The sequence below is a fragment of the Vibrio satsumensis genome (assembly GCF_050337435.1).
GTDB lineage: Bacteria > Pseudomonadota > Gammaproteobacteria > Enterobacterales > Vibrionaceae > Vibrio > Vibrio satsumensis.
In genome coordinates, this window is the sequence record NZ_JAKJSX010000005.1 from 170,176 (window position 1) to 187,760 (window position 17,585).

Sequence of the window (17,585 nt, forward strand, 5' to 3'; positions counted from 1 at the left end):
TTTCACATGTTCATATGGTGCGCCCTTACCCACTCTGTTTTGGTCAGTAAGGGCTAATAATCAATACGTTATTTGTTTGTCTCATTTTGGCTATGCGTAATCTCAGGCTGTTTCCAGAGCTTAAAGATTGCAGGCAACACCAGTAGGGTAAGCAATAGTGCAGACGCCATTCCGCCTATCATCGGCGCTGCAATTCGCTGCATCACTTCAGAGCCCGTTCCCTCGCCATACATAATTGGAATGAGGCCAATGATCACCGTAAGTACTGTCATCATCACTGGGCGAACACGCAGTCCTGCGCCCTCACGAATCGCATCCGTTAAGTCTTCACCCTGAAGTGCTTGTTGGTTCTGATCCGCATCCATTTTTTTGTAGTGCCATGCTTGGTTTAGGTAGACCAACATGATCACACCTATCTCAACAGCAACCCCGGCAAGGGCGATAAAGCCCACACCCACCGCAATGGAGAAGTTGTAATTGAGGATATGCATCAGCCATAGGCCACCAACCATCGCAAGTGGCAATGTCAGCATGATCATCATCACCTCACCGACGCGGCGGAAACTGAGGTAGAGCAACAACATGATGATGGCGATGGTGATTGGCACTACGACACTCAAACGCTCCTTCGCACGTTCCATGTATTCGTATTGACCAGACCATGCCAATGAATATCCAGCAGGCAAGACGATTTGATCTGTAACGACTTTTTGCGCTTCTGCCACGTAAGAGCCAAGATCGCGACCATCAATATCAACGAACACCCAACCATTAGGACGCGCATTCTCTGTTTTGATCATAGGTGGACCATCTTCATAACGAATATCCGCGACATCAGACAAAGCAATTCGCGCTCCATTTGGTGTCACTAACGGCAGGTTCTGCAACTTAACGACAGAATCACGATAGCTTTGTGGGTAACGGACATTGATTGGATAACGCTCTAGCCCCTCAACGGTTTCACCCACATTCATGCCACCAACCGCAGTCGAGATAACCTGTTGCACTTCTTTAATGCTCAAGCCATATCGCGCAGCCGAGCGACGTTTAATGTCTATCGTCACGTAACGACCACCAGCCACACGTTCGGCATACACAGAAGCCGTACCACTGACACCATTCAAGATAGGTTCAAGTTGCGAACCAATATCTTCAATCACGCTCAGATCCGGGCCTGCGATTTTGATACCAATGGGGGTTTTAATACCAGTCGCTAACATGTCGATACGGGTTTTGATTGGCATCACCCACGCATTGGTTAAACCGGGGAACTGAATCAGATCATCAAACTCTTTACGCAGCGACTCCGTAGTGACACCGTCACGCCACTCATCTCGCGGTTTAAGCTGAATCACGGTTTCAATCATGGTTAACGGTGCAGGATCGGTTGCCGTCTCTGCTCGACCAATTTTGCCCCATGTGGTTTCGACTTCTGGAATGGTTTTGATGAGCTTGTTGGTTTGTTGCAACAACTCACGAGCCTTACCTATTGAGATACCCGGATACGTGGTTGGCATGTACATCAAATCCCCTTCGTCCAAAGGAGGAATGAACTCACTACCAAGCTTGCTGGTTGGGTAATAGGCAGACGCCATTAAGCCAAGTGCGATAACAATCATCACCTTTGGATATTTTAGGCTGAGGTTTAGAAGCGGCTTGTACATCGCCACTAGGCTGCGGTTCACCGGGTTTTTGTGTTCAGGTAGCACGTTGCCGCGAATGAAGTAACCCATTAGCACAGGCACAAGCGTGATAGCCAAACCAGCGGCGGCGGCCATCGCATACGTCTTGGTAAACGCAAGTGGCGAGAACATCTTGCCTTCTTGTCCTTCTAACGCGAACACAGGCACAAAACTCAAGGTAATGATGATGAGCGAGAAGAACAGTGGCGCACCAACTTCTTCTGCCGCTTTGCCAATTACCTGCCAACGGTTTTTGTCAGTGAGCGGAGTCCGTTCAATGTGTTTATGAACGTTCTCGATCATTACTATGGCACCATCTACCATGGCGCCAATCGCAATCGCAATCCCTCCAAGAGACATGATATTGGCGTTAATACCCTGCCAATGCATCACAATGAATGCACCCAAGATACCGACAGGCAGACTTAGAGCGATAACCAACGACGAACGGATATGGAACAAGAACAGCGCACACACGATCGCAACCACGATGAACTCTTCAGCCAGCTTCTTCCATAGGTTTTCAACGGCTGAATCAATCAAAGTCGAACGGTCATAAGTCGCGACAATCTCGACACCATCAGGTAATCCCACTTGCAGTTCAGCGAGTTTGGATTTCACCGAGTCGATCACTTCACTGGCATTTTCACCAAAGCGCATCACGATAACGCCGCCAACCGCTTCACCTTCACCATTCAGCTCAGAGATACCACGGCGCATTTGCGGGCCAAGATTAATGTCAGCAATATCACCCAATAACAGCGGGGTTCCCTTATCGGTCACTTTTAGCGGCAGAGATTGAATGTCTTCGATGCTTGTGAGGTAACCCGTAGTCCGAACCATATGTTCGGCTTCCGCAATCTCAACAACAGACGCACCTGTTTCTTGATTACCATCTTGGATTGCCTTGTTGACTTGCTGAAGCGTTAGGTCGTAAGCACGTAACTTGGCAGGATCAATCTGTACTTGGTACTGCTTCACCATGCCGCCAACGGTCGCCACTTCAGACACGCCTTCTACGGTTTGCAATTCATACTTTAAGAACCAATCTTGCAAACTACGAAGTTCGGCCAAGTCATGCTGACCAGTTTTGTCTTGCAACACGTAGCTGTAAACCCAGCCCACACCGGTTGCATCCGGCCCTAGTGTTGGCTTGGCACTCGATGGCAAGTTAGGTGCAACTTGGCTTAAGTACTCCAACACTCGTGAACGCGCCCAGTACATATCGGTATCGTCATTGAAGATGATATATACATAGGAATCACCAAAGAACGAGTAGCCACGAACCGTTTCAGCTCCTGGCACAGCTAACATGGCGGTGGTCAATGGGTAAGTCACCTGATCCTCGACCACTTGTGGCGCTTGGCCTGGATAACTGGTTTTGATAATCACCTGAACATCTGACAAATCAGGAATAGCATCGACCGGTGTGTTTTTAACGCTGTATAAGCCCCCAAATACGATGGCTACAGTGGCAACCAGCACCAAAAAGCGGTTACTGATGGACCAACGAATAATTGCATTGATCATAATGTGCCCTCACCCTGGCTATTCGTTGGTTCTAGAGATTTGAGCGTGTAGTCAGAACCCTGCTTCGCAACTAGAAACCGAATGGTTTGACCCTCGGCAAACTCCGATAAATCAAGGCCATCACTGGCTTGGAAATTCATTTCACCCGCTTTCCAATTCCACTCAGGGACTGGCTGATGTTTTACAGTGATCATGCCAAAATCTGCCATCAACATGGTGATGTCACCCGTTACCCAAACTTCGCCGGCGATCTTGTGTTTGTTGACCTTGTAATCAATAACCTCGTACTGCCCTGACTCTGTCTTTCTCATCTCAAAATCAATCGCCTTACCACGTTGCACCTCACTCATGTCTAAGCCTTCCGCAAAGGTGAAGTTCATCACCATGCCCGGCCAATCCCATTCAGGAACAGGCTGATGGTTAATCGTCACCATGCGACTGCCTTGCATAACTTCAGAAATTTCACCGTTTGCCCACACGGTTTCAGCCTCATCCTCAACACCATTGATGCGTGACAGATCAGCAGATTGGCTCGATTCAGAATCCAACATGAAGTGCGCAGAAGTGACAATGTTTTCGCCTTGCTCTAGCCCTTGAAGCACCTCTATTTTTTCGCCAGCTTCACGACCAACTTCAATACGAGCAGAGCGATATTTGCCGGAACCTTCTGACATCACCACTCGAGTCATACCACCGGAGTGAATCACCGAAGATCTTGGAATAGTAAGAACAGATTCATCACTGATGGGTTTCAGTGCAATATTGGCGAACATGTTTGGCTTAAGCTCGCCATTGGGATTGGAGAACTTTAAACGAACACGCAAGGTCCGAGTTTTTGGGTCAAGGATTGGGTAAACGTAATCAACATTACCCACCCACTCTTTGCCGGGAATGGCATCTAGCGTCATCACCGCATTGCTGCCTGATGAGATCCAGTGTGCTTGACGCTCAAAGACTTCAGCATCAACCCACACTTCATTTAGAGGTCCAGCACTGATTACCGCTTGAGCTGGCGAAAGGTAACCACCCTCTCGAATATTCAAACTGGCTATCACACCATCGGCTGGCGCTTTAATTTCAATGGTTTGCGTGGCTTTACCTTGTCGCGTAATAGCGCGGATTTGCTTCTTATCAACACCCAAGGTAATTAAGCGTTCAGTCGAGCCCTTGATCAAACCTTTACGACCCGTTTTATAAGCACTGATCAACTCTTCTTGTGCTTTAACAAGCTCTGGAGAATAGAGTGTGAAGAGTACGTCGCCTTTATTTACCTTCTCGCCCACTGCGTTGATGTAGAGTTTTTCCACCCAACCAGAAACACGCACGTTGGTTTGCCATAGTGCACTTTCATCGAATGCCACGTAGCCAACAGTTTCAATGCGCGGTGATAGCGCTTCTCTTGTTACTTGTGCGGTTTTCACGCCAAGGTTATTTTCTACCGACGGATCGATAAATACGGTTCCTGCCTTGTCTGCTCCCACACTTGAGTCATCTGCATACACAGGGATAAGATCCATCCCCATTGGCGATTGACCTGGCTTATCACGCTGATAATTTGGGTCCATCGGAGCTACCCAGTACAGAGGCTCATCCTTGGCCTGTTTACTTACACCTGCGTCTGTACTCGTTGCCATTGCTGACATGTTATGTGCTGACCCAACGACAAAGTGATTCACACTAAAACCTAATGCTCCACCGACCAATAAAGCGATAGTCGCTACTTTTACTGTATTCATTGTCTATTCCCTTATTGATTGGCTGTATGTTTAGTTGCGCTTGAGTTGAGTTGTGGTTGGTTTACTTGGTATTCAAAACCACTGACTAACGAAGCTAACTTGCTGTTAACGATGTTGAGGTCGGTGATCAAACGTTGTTGCTCTAACTTAAGTGCCAGCTCATCGGTCGTTGCTAAAATGACATCGTTAAACTGAGCGGTATTGTTTTGATAGCCCCTCTCAACCGCGCTGATTCGTGCAGCGGTTTGAGGAAGCAAGGACGTTTGATAGCGATCTAACCGCTGGATCAGGTTTGATCTGTCCACCAGCAATGCGTTCACTTGCGCATTCATTTGGGAGAGTAAAGTGTCTTTTTGAGACTTAGCCGCACCAACTTGATACTGAGCAGCCGATAAGTTTTTATCTTGTCGATTCCCCGTAAACAACGGGATGTCGACAGTCAGATAGGCACTCACCAGATCAGAAGCAGGTTCACCCGCCATGTTATTGGCTTGACGGTGTGCATACATCACTTCCACCCCAAACTGCGGGGTATAAGCTTGTTCGGCTAACTCAACCTGAGTTTGATTAGAGGAAATACTGACATCGGAGATCTTAACCAAAGGATGGTCAGTCAATAGCTGGTAGTGCTTGGTCGAATCGATATTGGTCGCTAGTTTGCTTTCCAACAACGACCAATCGATTTGGTTAGTTGCATTCAGTACGCCCTGAGAATCCAGAACCTGAGAGCCTAGCCAATCAGAACCCAACCATTCAGAAAGCTGAGAGATTAAGCGACGCTGAACCTGCTGGTTTGCCTGAAGTTTCTCATCAAGCTTGCTCACTTGAAGCTGAGCATTAAGCAGATCTTGCGCTTCACTTTTACCAATTGAGTAATTGGTTTGTACATAGTTTTCAAGCTCAACCAACAAACGACGATTTTGACGAATCACCGACTCAGCCTTTTGCTGATAACCTAACTCAAGCCAAAGCTGCGTCATGCTATTCGCAACCGTCAATTCTCTTGCTTGTACCTGCAAAGCTAGAGCATCTGCCTGTTGGCCTGCCTTTTTCTGTTGAAGGTTAAGCGTATCGCCACGCTCAAACTGCTGCATCAACCCTACCGATATATTAGTCATCGGGTCTTCGTCGAATTGAAAGCTATCGACAGGCAAACCGCCAAATCCAACTTTTAATTTCGGGTCCATTAAGGTCGAGCTGGCAATGCCAGTTTCTCGCATCGCTTGAGACTGAGCAAAGTACTGTTTGCGATTTCCATCTTCGCTTAAAGCAATCTCAATCAATGTATTGAGCTGCTGCGTCGAGCTTGCTTGGTCATGTGCTGAAATGTGTTGAGCATTTGAAGCTGACGCCGTGGTAGCCGCGAGCGTAGCACTTGAAAACAAGGCCATAGGCAAGGCAGCAGCAACCACTAAGCTCGTGTTCATGACAAACACAGAGGTTGTTGGTTTCATATTCACAATGAATGTCCATATCTAGCGCTAATTAGCGCATAAAAAAGAATGGCTTATCAGATTTATCTAACTGATAGAGCTGTATTTTTAGATATAGATTTATGCGGAAGGTGGGCGTAGCAAAGACTGTGCACGAGTCACTTTTTGACCGATAGTCACAGAGTGATGAGGTGCGAATGAGGAGGAAATTTGGTAGTTGGCTTGGAGCGCCTGAATTGTATGTGATGCTGTAGAACAAACAGAATAGCAACAGATACGAGCAGAATCCGAACCACCACAACAGTTGATGCCCATCACATGTTCACCGTGAGCATCCATTGACTCTTGATGCGAGGCCATCTTTTCATGAGCAGACAGCTCAACATAAATGGTGTGTTCATCATGAACAGGCTGGTCGCCATTCGGCGTGCTTGCATGAACATGATCGTTCATGTCTGAATCGCTAACGGTCACATGGCAACCAGCAGCAAATTGATAGACGGCATCAAGATCGCTCGGCGAATCCCTGTGCTGGCAGATAGATTTGTTCGACATCATCTGCGTTGCCATGATATTTGCCATCATGGCCGATGAGCTTGAGGCATAACTAGACATCAACATCGCAATGATGCTGAAAACAGTAATCCAAGTTGTTCGGAGTGTGTTTGTCATAGCTAACCTTTAAATTTATAAGGCAAGTATAAAGGTTCCCCTTAGGGTAAGGTCAATGCCATTGTGATTGAAATTTGCCTAACCATTGAAAAAGCATTCATCCTTTTTTTCATCAAAATGAGATAATTCTTCGACTTTATAATTTTTCCTTTAAAAATTATCTAATTAGCTAGCGAAACCTCTATCTGTGTATTTTACTTAAAATAGTGCAACCAAGATTCACGGATGAGAAAAATGGCTAACCAAAAAAACGTCGAAACGAAGAAAAAAAATACCGAACTTAAAGATAAGAATAGTCATGAGCTAAAGCCAAAAGAAACAACAAAAAAGAAAAAGCTCAGACTGCATTCACACCTAAGGGTTAACATCCCACTCTTCCAGTCTCTCATGATGATCTTACCATCATTGGCTAAGCACGCTGAAGCTACCGAGGAGTCAGGTGATACTACCCATGACAAAGATTTAACAATGACAAATAGTGTTGCAGATGAAACCATCGTCGATAAACACGCAGGTGCAAGTCCCTTAGAAGCTACTCATCCAAACACTCAAACAAATGAGAGCCAAGAAAGCCCTAATACCAATGAAAGTCAGGTCCCTCATGGGGCAAGCACGCATTTAGTTCCTTCTCATCACCTATCGACGCTTTCACACCCGCAAGTTCATTACATCCCTTCCGTCTCCATGCCAACCATTTCAGCAGGAAGTAACAGTCAGCCGACTCATTCGAATGCGCCTACGACGCCCGCTTTACCTGTCACCTTCATGCCAGAAGTCATAAAAGGTACGTACGGAGAGCTTCATGTTGATGCAAATGGTCAATACACATTCGTATTGAATCCAAATTCTCCTCAATACATCCTGTTAAATCAGCACCAACCAGGTACTGACCATTTTGCGTTACACCTATCTAATGGCTCGAGCATCATTGTCCAGATACCGGTAACAGGTAAGCAAGACACGCCAATTATTTCTGGAGACTTAACAGGTGTCGTAACAGAAGATCACAATATTGATTCACAAGGCTTGTTACATGCGAACGGTAAAATTGATGTCATAGACCCTGACCAAAATGAAAGTTCGGTTACGCCAGAAGTTATCTCAGGTAAATATGGTTCATTAACCATCGACGCAGATGGGCATTGGCAGTATCAAGTTGATAACTCTCTTTCGAATGTTCAAGCGTTAACCGCAGCCACTTCATTGCACGAAAGCTTCACTATTCACACCAAAGATGGCACTCCTCAAACCATCGATATGACAATTGGTGGCAACGATGACAATGCGGTTATTACTGGGGTAGACGCGGGCTCGGTCATAGAAGATCTAACGACACAAGTTCAAGGCCAACTTTCGGTAACAGACCCTGACCTTGGAGAAGACCATTTTCAAGCCTCACAAGTTGCTGGCAATTTCGGTACATTAATTATCACGAAAGATGGAGCGTGGACCTACGATCTAGACAACTATAGCCCCTACGTGCAAAGGCTTGCCCAAGGCTCGACTGCAACAGACATTATCACGGTTCATTCCGCCGACGGAACCGCACATCAAGTCACTATTACTATTAATGGTACCAATGATTCAGCTGTGATCACTAATAGCACAGGAGGTTCACCAAATTCATTTTTCGTTGTTGGAAAAAGTCCCCACTTAGATCAAGTTATTGAAGATCATAAGCTCACGGTTTCAGGAAAATTAAGCATAAGTGACATCGACGCAAAAGAAGCGCATTTCTCCAATACCGATGTTGCAGGTACTTTAGGCACGCTCCACCTTAAAGACAATGGGGCATGGGCTTACGATCTGGATAACACGAATCCAGCCGTGCAAGCCTTGGGCAAAGGCGCTATTACCACCGATACGATTACCGTTCATTCGGCTGATGGTACACCCCATCAAGTGACGATCATAGTAAACGGCACCAACGACAAAGCCGTGATTGGTGGTACCAACTCCGGTGTAGTAACGGAAGAATCTCAACTGCAAACATCCGGCAGATTGACGATTAGTGACGTTGATACTGGGGAAGCGCACTTCTCCAATACCGATGCTGTCGGTGCTTTAGGTACGCTCCACCTCAAAGGCAATGGAGCTTGGACTTACGACCTCGATAACACCAATCCAAAAGTGCAAGCCTTGGGCAAAGGTGCGACGGCCACCGATACGATTACCATTCATTCAGCAGATGGTACGCCACATCAAGTTACCGTCACGGTTAACGGTACCAATGACCGCCCTACTATCTCAGGTACCTCTAGTGGCGCGGTCATCGAACAGGGCTTAAACACTGCTGGAACGCCAGATGCGACAGGCTCTCTAACAGCAGCCGATTTAGATAAATCTGACACCGTTACATGGGCAATCAATCAACCTCAAGGCCAATGGGGAACGCTATCGATTGATCAGCATGGTCATTGGCACTATCAGCTAGACAATTCGACCGGCGGTGCCGCGGATAAGCTCGCGGCTGGTGAACATCAGTCTGAATCATTCTGGATCACCGCCACCGATTCAGCTGGAGCAACAGTCCCTCATAAAATTGTTATCGATGTGCAAGGTAGTAACGACAAACCAATTGTCAGTGCGTGGACTCAGCTTCCTGCTGGAAAAGAAGATCAACCTGTAACCATAAAAGCTTCTGATTTGCTAACGCATGCAAGCGATGTGGATAGTAGCGATGTATTGCACGTGGCAAATCTGCAAGCCACACACGGTAGCCTGACTGATAATAAAGACGGTACTTATACCTTCACACCAGACAAAGATTTCAATGGTGAGATTCGACTCACCTATGATGTGGTTGACGGCCATGGTGGTAGCGTCAGCACTCAAGCTAAGTTTGATCTTACCGCAACTCCAGATAACGCGATTATTACCGACGCACAAACCAATGCTGACTTAAGGGGAGTGACCGAAGATCGTGGGTATATAGATACCCACTACCAATTGCATTACGACGGCAAATTAAACATCCAAGACCCTGATAAGGGAGAGGCACAGTTTGATCCGAATATAGGCCCACAAACCTATCAAGGTATTGGCTACGACACAAAATTAGGTGGCCACATACTGCTCATGCGCGACGGTCACTACACCTATACGCTCGACAACCGCAACATACAGAACTTAGCGCAAGGTGAAGTTAAACACGACTCAGCTGTCATACGCTCAGCAGATGGTACAACGCATACGATAGAGCTAACGGTTCATGGTACCAACGATGTTCCTAACATCAATGCACAGTCAAACTCAGTGACTGAAGGTGGAAGCGTTCTAAATGGACAAATGGTTGGCCAAGATATAGATACAGGTGCGACCTTGACTTACAGCGCACCGCAGATTGATGGTTTGGTGGTTAATCCGGACGGCAGTTATAGCTTCAACCCTGTTCACTCTAGCTACCAATCGTTAGCATCAGGTATCACGAAGACGTTGACTGTCCCCGTAACAGTCACAGACGAACATAATGCGAGCAGCACTCAAAACCTCTCGATTACGATTACAGGAGTTAATAACTCTGCCGTTATTAGCGGTGTCGACACGGGTGATGTTCACGAAGGACATACCTATACCGCGCCAGACGGTACAATGTCTGGCGGTTACGTCGATGATCGTTCGCCAGATCATATGCATGGAAACATCGGTAAAATATGGAACGATGAAATACACACTGATGGTCACCTGAACATTATTGATCCAGACTCCGGTGAAAGCCACGCTCAAACAGGCACCTACCAAGGTACACACGGACATGTGATACTTCAGAGTAACGGAGATTGGAGCTACTACGCTTCTATCGGCCAAGACGCAACAGGTAGAAAAATTGATCACCTCGGTCAAGGTGAATCAATAACGGATACTGTTACCGTCAAATCGGCTGATGGCACCACTCACGATATTCATATCACCATTCATGGCGACAATGACCGCCCCTACTGCTCTTCAGAGGTTCAGCTCAACAGCGGAAAAGAGGACCTCGCACAAACCATCACGACAACCGAGTTGCTAGCAAATACTGTTGATGTGGATACTAATGACATAGGCAAACTGACGATTGCGAACCTTCATGCCGATCATGGTTCTATTCAAGATAACACAGACGGTACCTACACCTTCACGCCAACTAAAGACTATAACGGCCCAGTTCATTTCACTTACGACGTGAAAGACGCGCATGGAGGTACCACCCACACTGGCGCAAATACCACTCTCGTAGCGACCCCAGACAAAGCCATTATCTCTGAAGTGACCACCGGAAGTGTTATTGAGGATGGACCACATGCAACGCACAACAACGGCACCACGACTGAATTAGCTAACGGCCAACTTCAAGTCATCGACCAAGACAGCGGCGAAGATAAGTTCCAATACAGCCAATTTGGTGAGACTCGCATTCACGATCCATTTGGTGGCATGCTTCGGATTGATAGTGCGGGTAATTGGGGATATAGCGTCGACAACGCGGCGCTTCAACACCTAGCGCAAGGGCAAGTTGAAACGGTTACCTATCGAGTACACAGCTTCGATGGTACTGCCTACGACTTAAATATTGATGTCGTCGGAACCAACGACGCACCGACAGTCACCAAGGTGGTTCTCAGCAACGGCACGGAAGATATAAATTATCAAATGCAGGCGAGTCAGTTCGGATTCACCGACGTCGATACAGGCGATACGCTACACTCCATAGCAATCACAGATCTACCCCCTGCGACACAAGGTAAGTTCGTGCTTGATGGACACGATGTTACAACGGGAAAACAGATCCCTGCAGCTAACATCAGTAGACTTCAGTTCGTTCCTGCGCAAGATTTTAATGGCGACGTTCAGTTTAAATATACTGTTAACGATGGGCATACCGACTCTGCAGAGGCTACCAACACACTTCATATTGATGCGGTTGGAGATAAAGCCGTTATAGCAGGTGTTGATACTGGCGATGTTTATGAAAACAGAAACCCTGATATGTCACCAGACTTTGCCCAGCCAGGTATAGCGCATTTAACTAATAGTATGATTCATGTAGAGGGACAACTAACAATCATCGATCCAGATACCGGCGAGAATAGTTTTGATTCTAAAGGTGTTGGTTATACCTATCATGGAAAATATGGCCATTTGATTCTTAATACAGATGGTAAATGGTTTTATGGTGTTGCGACCGGCACTGCTGATGTAAATGGTGGATTAACAACAAAAGTAGGATCGACGATTGATCAACTTGGTGCAAATGAGACTCTCACAGATACAATAACGATACAAAGTAAAGACGGTACTACTCATGATATTGTTATCACCATTCATGGCGACAACGACCGTCCATACTGCTCTTCAGAAGTGCAGCTCAATAGCGGTAAAGAAGACCTCGCGCAAACCATCACGGCCACCGAACTCTTAGCAAACACTATAGACGTGGATAGCAACGACCTAGGCAAACTCACCGTTGCGAATCTGTTAGTCGATCACGGCTCTGTAGTCGATAACAAAGACGGCACCTACACTTTTACTCCAACCAAAGACTATAACGGCCAAGTTCATTTTAGCTATGACGTCACAGATGCGCATGGTGGTGTTACGCATACCGGAGCGAGTACGACACTTGCGGCAGTCGATGACAAAACCATCATTTCTGGTGTTGATCATGGTGTTGCAACTGAAGATATCGCCACTCATATGTCTACGAATGCCAATATTATGGATGCTGTAGATTGGCAAGCGCTACAAGTTACTGATGTAGACAGCCCTAATACTCAAGTCACTGTCGAATTTGCAGGCAAACAATACACATGGAATATAGGCAGTAACCTAGATGTAACGACTCCTTATGGCAAATTCCAGTTCCACACTATCGCAAGTGGATCTCACAAAGGTGAACATTCTTGGAGTTATATTGGCGACAATAATAATGTTCACGTTCAAGAATTAAAGCATGGTGAATCATTAACCGAATCTATAAAGCTAATAGCAACCGACGGTACTGAGTTTCCTATTACGGTTAAGGTAAACGGCACAGAGGATGGGATCATAATCGATTCCAAGTCAGAGCTTGGCCATGTCGTAGAAAATGCCCAAACAGGTGCTTCAGTTTCCGGCAGCGTAATAGCCCACGATGTCGACCTTCACGATACGGTGAGTTGGACACAAACACCAACAGCAGGCCTTAATGGCCACTACGGTACGTTCCACCTAAGTGCAGATGGACAATGGCATTATGACGTTGACCAGAACAAAGCAACAAAACTAGGAGACGGCGACGAGTATTGGGAACACTTTACGGTTGAGGCAGTATCTACTGATGGTAGCCATGTATCGAAAAGCGTATCGGTTGTTGTGCATGGCAATAATGATGCACCAACAGTCAGTGGAGAAGTCACTTTACCTTCAGGCAAGGAAGATACTTCAATACATATTACGCAAGCTGAATTAATCGCCAATGCTACCAATGTTGATACTAACGATAGAGGTTGGTTACACGTTCAAAACTTAACTGCAGACCACGGTAGCTTAGTATCAAATTCAGATGGTAGTTTTACCTTTAACCCCGACCCTAATTACAACGGAACGGTCCACTTTACTTACGATGTTGCCGATAGAGACGGTGGCATAGCTCATACAGGAGCAAACACGTATCTTGCTGCTGTTAATGATGTCGCAACATTTACTGGTGATTCAGGCAGCGTAGATGAAGACACAAGCCTTCACCACAATCTACATATTGCTGGTGCCACAACTATTCAAGACGCTCTTACTTGCAACGGGCATCTGATTGTTTCTGACGCGGATGGTCAAGGTGAAGCCGCATTGGATTTGAATGGTCAACATCACTTAACCCAAAGTGGCACCTATGGCCAGTTTGTGATTAACAGCAGTGGCATATGGGTCTATGCCGCAGATAATAACAATGTTGCTATTCAAGACTTAGATAATGGGCAAACACTGACTGACCATATTGAAGTGACCTCAAAAGATGGAACCAAACATTCAATAACAGTAACCATAAATGGCACGACCGACGACCCAGTCCTTCACAGCCTTAGTGATTCTGGTGTTCAACATAGTGGTCCAATCGAAGGGAATCTACTTACTGGCTATGGGACGAATCAAGGGTTGAGTGGTGCAGCAACAGACACCGATTCCAACGCGCATTTAGTATTACAAGATATTCAAATAAAAGACCCCGTGTCAGGTTATGTCGCGGTAAGGCCGGGGCAACCACATACTATGACCGGAATCGGTACACTCGCGATCGAAGCGAATGGTCATTATACCTTCACCCCGGAAGCTGGCTTTACAGGTAAAGTGCCAAGTATGGTTTATCGTGTCGGCGATGATGGTGGTAACCCAATAGGAGATTCTTCTCAAAACTCTCTATCTATTGAAGTCACCCCCCCCCTACAGCATACGCCAACGGTCACAGGACAAACCGTTTCTACAAATGAAGACATCACCAGAACCATTACGACCAGTGAATTTGGTTACAGTGATCAGGATGGCGACGTATTGCAGTTCGTGACCATTACTAGCATACCGAGTCATGGATTATTACTTCTAAACGGTAACGCCGTAACCGCCAACCAGCAAATCAGCAAGGCTGACTTAGACGCAGGTCATTTAACTTTCACGCCGATCAATAATGAAAACGGCGCCAACTATGCGCAATTTAGCTTCACTGCGAATGATGGCCATCAAAATTCGGCAAGTGCAACGATGATAGTGGACGTAAATGCAGTGAATGACGCACCTATCGTTGGATCGAGTTTCATTAGTTCACTAGAAGACAAACCGCATGCGTTCACTACCGCCGACTTTAAATATTCAGATATTGATGGGGATGCTTTAAACCATATCACGATTACCAATGTCGCCCATGGTGTGTTAACGCTGAATGGCACCACGGTGAATGTTGGCGATGACGTCAGTGCATCCGACGTTTCATCACTCATCTTCACCCCAACTCACAACTACTTTAGTTCTGGTGTCAGCGGGTTGGGTGCGGTGCAATTTACCGCAAACGATGGTCATCTTGATTCAAAAGAAGGGGCAATACTCATTAATATAGCGAGTGTCGCTGACCCTGCAACATTCAGTGGAGACTCCACAGGAGTGGCAAAAGAAGACATAACACTTCAAGCTTCAGGTACGTTGACGGCGAGTGACCCTGATGGAACAGCAGGGTTTACCGCGGTACAGGGTGGAGCTGGAATAGCCGGAAGCAAAGGCTATGGGCACGCTCATATCGATGTAAATGGTCACTGGACTTACGACCTTGACAACAACCATCCTATAGTTCAGCAGCTTGGCGAAGGTCAGACAGACACTGAAACCATCACGGTTCAATCTGCAGATGGTACGCACCATGATATCGTGGTTACCATTACCGGCACCAACGACGCACCGATTCTCGGTGTTAACCAAACATCATCAACGACTGGCACATTGACAGAGACAGATGTTGACCTTAAAGATACTCATACATTCTCTGTTGTTGGCTCAACGGGTCAATTCGGTTCACTGTCCGTCGACCCAAACACTGGTGACTACGTCTACACACCAAATACATCTATCACAGGAATGAGTTATAACTCTGCCACCAACTCCTATCATGGTGTCGATGTATTCGAAGTAAAAGTCAGTGACGGCCATACTGAGGATTCGAAATTCATCACCTTTGATGCCTCGGGACATGTCACCATGTCACCAACGGGTGGTCTAGTCATATCAACCACAGTGCCTCAACAACCTACGGTTACAACGACACTACCAACCTTGCTAATGGTCACCAACGTAGCGTCAACGAACTCGGTGACATTGGATTTAGCATCGACGAGTGACTCGGGTTCATCAAACACCGACAACCTTACCAACGACACTACCCCAACGATTACCGGGCACACTGATATCCCATTCTCGAAAGTCACGATTTACGATGGTTCCACACCCGTTGGACACTCGGTATCTGATGCCTCTGGCCAATATAGTGTTGCAGTAAGCAGCTTATCGGAGGGCGATCATAATCTATCCGCCAAAGCATTGGCTCCTTCGTCAGTGCTACCGGCTACCTCTTCGCTTCTTTCCGTCCATATAGATACACAAGTGCACGTCGGTATTCAAACAAACCCGATTACCGCCGACAATGTGATTAACGCTCAAGAATCTAACAGTTCTATTGACATCACCGGATCCGTTTCTGGCGATTATAATGCAGGCGACATTGTGACTTTAAATGTAAATGGGACACAGCATACTGGCGTGGTCGATGCAAAAGGACACTATTCAATTGCCGTACCTGGCAGTGAACTCATTGCCGATGCTGACCAAAAAATAGAAGCATCAGTAGCGGTAACAGATACCGCAGGTAATAGCGCTCATGCCACTGCAGATGTTACTTATCAAGTCGATACACAGGTTAGCGTTCCTACGATTACTTTTGAAAACGCAGGTGCAGACAACTTATACAGCAAAGCTGAAATTGCCCGAGGCCATGCAAATACGATCACAGCAACCGTGACGCCTCCTGGTGATGCCAAAATCGGTGAGCATCTTGTCGTCAACGGGCAAGACCATGTATTGGATGCTCACAGTCTTCACCATGGAATACAAATTGAAGTTCATCCCGGTTCTAATGTACAAGCAACAATGACTGACGAACACGGTAATACCGCAGGTAGCCAAGGTTTTGCTGCAAGCGCTATACCTGAACCTATCATTGTCAGACCACCATCGGGAAGCCACCAAGTATCTGGCACGCTTGGGGTTCCACCACTATTACCATCGTTAACTCCGGTAGCAACAGCACAAAGCGGTTGGCGAATCCATTTACCTAACGGACAGTACGTCACTAGTCATCATGGCCAATACGGGACATTAACTATTGACCCTCAGACTGGTCATTTACATTATCAAGAGCAAGCTCAGGTTCACACCGGCCCGCATGGTAGCGCTTCGGGAGTCGGCCAGCATGAAGACAAGTTTGAAGTGGCATTGCAAGGCACAAATCAAGATGAAGTTGTCGCCCATGTGAATATCCAGATACTCAGTCATGGACCTGGACATAGTGGAAAGCTGACAGTTGGAACTGAAGTGGTTGATATGACAATAACCCCTATCGCCCATTCCTCCCACCCAGCTCCACCGCCACCTCCTCCGGTGTTGCATGACGAGCCTGACATGGCTTCGCAAACAGACTTTACCGTTACGCAAAGCGATGACAGTTATCTAGATTTTACCCAGCACGCTCACCAAGAACCTGACCAGAAAACCAGCCACCATGGTGCAGCAGCTTATCTGGATGCATTAGGCATTAAACCCGATGCGACATCGACAACGGTTCACGATCAACCTGCTGACATGGATATCGTACTCGCACAAGTCGACCAACAAGATGCAGCAACACATGACCAAGCGCACTTGGATATGTCAGATGCACTTGAACACCATGATTCAAACGTCAACCATAGCCAAGATGATGAGCATCACCATCACAACGACTTAGATGGGCTGCCGGACATCGATCCTAATAATTAATCAGC

General features: G+C 46.6%; 5 protein-coding genes. 1 reads left to right on the forward strand and 4 read right to left on the reverse strand.

What is annotated here, in order from left to right; genetic code table 11:
- Positions 1–68: 68 nt before the first annotated feature.
- The 4 genes from L4C44_RS06665 to L4C44_RS06680 form a co-directional block, all read right to left on the reverse strand.
- A complete protein-coding gene (locus tag L4C44_RS06665) occupies positions 69–3,212 on the reverse strand; it encodes an efflux RND transporter permease subunit (protein ID WP_428804650.1) in 3,144 nt (1,047 codons plus the stop codon).
- Positions 3,209–4,948 carry an efflux RND transporter periplasmic adaptor subunit gene (locus L4C44_RS06670; protein WP_428804651.1) on the reverse strand — a complete coding sequence of 580 codons (1,740 nt, stop codon included), beginning with the start codon at positions 4,946–4,948 and terminating at the stop codon, positions 3,209–3,211. The genes L4C44_RS06665 and L4C44_RS06670 overlap by 4 nt, the downstream gene beginning before the upstream one ends.
- A gap of 11 nt (positions 4,949–4,959) precedes the next feature.
- A complete protein-coding gene (locus L4C44_RS06675; protein ID WP_428804747.1) occupies positions 4,960–6,402 on the reverse strand; it encodes a TolC family protein in 1,443 nt (480 codons plus the stop codon).
- A 99-nt stretch (positions 6,403–6,501) separates the two neighbouring features.
- The gene (locus tag L4C44_RS06680) at positions 6,502–7,053 is read right to left on the reverse strand and encodes a hypothetical protein (protein ID WP_428804652.1); all 552 of its coding nucleotides are present in this window, start codon (positions 7,051–7,053) and stop codon (positions 6,502–6,504) included.
- Between the two features lie 234 nt (positions 7,054–7,287).
- Here L4C44_RS06680 and L4C44_RS06685 point away from each other — a divergent pair, with 234 nt between their 5' ends.
- Positions 7,288–17,580 carry a VCBS domain-containing protein gene (locus L4C44_RS06685; protein ID WP_428804653.1) on the forward strand — a complete coding sequence of 3,431 codons (10,293 nt, stop codon included), beginning with the start codon at positions 7,288–7,290 and terminating at the stop codon, positions 17,578–17,580.
- The last annotated feature ends 5 nt before the right edge of the window (positions 17,581–17,585 follow it).

Bases quoted from the DNA above. Each gene is read 5' to 3' on its own strand.
- L4C44_RS06665 (WP_428804650.1), bottom strand. From the start codon at position 3,212: ATGATCAATGCAATTATTCGTTGGTCCATCAGTAACCGCTTTTTGGTG.
- L4C44_RS06670 (WP_428804651.1), bottom strand. From the start codon at position 4,948: ATGAATACAGTAAAAGTAGCGACTATCGCTTTATTGGTCGGTGGAGCA.
- L4C44_RS06675 (WP_428804747.1), bottom strand. From the start codon at position 6,402: ATGAAACCAACAACCTCTGTGTTTGTCATGAACACGAGCTTAGTGGTT.
- L4C44_RS06680 (WP_428804652.1), bottom strand. From the start codon at position 7,053: ATGACAAACACACTCCGAACAACTTGGATTACTGTTTTCAGCATCATT.
- L4C44_RS06685 (WP_428804653.1), top strand. From the start codon at position 7,288: ATGGCTAACCAAAAAAACGTCGAAACGAAGAAAAAAAATACCGAACTT.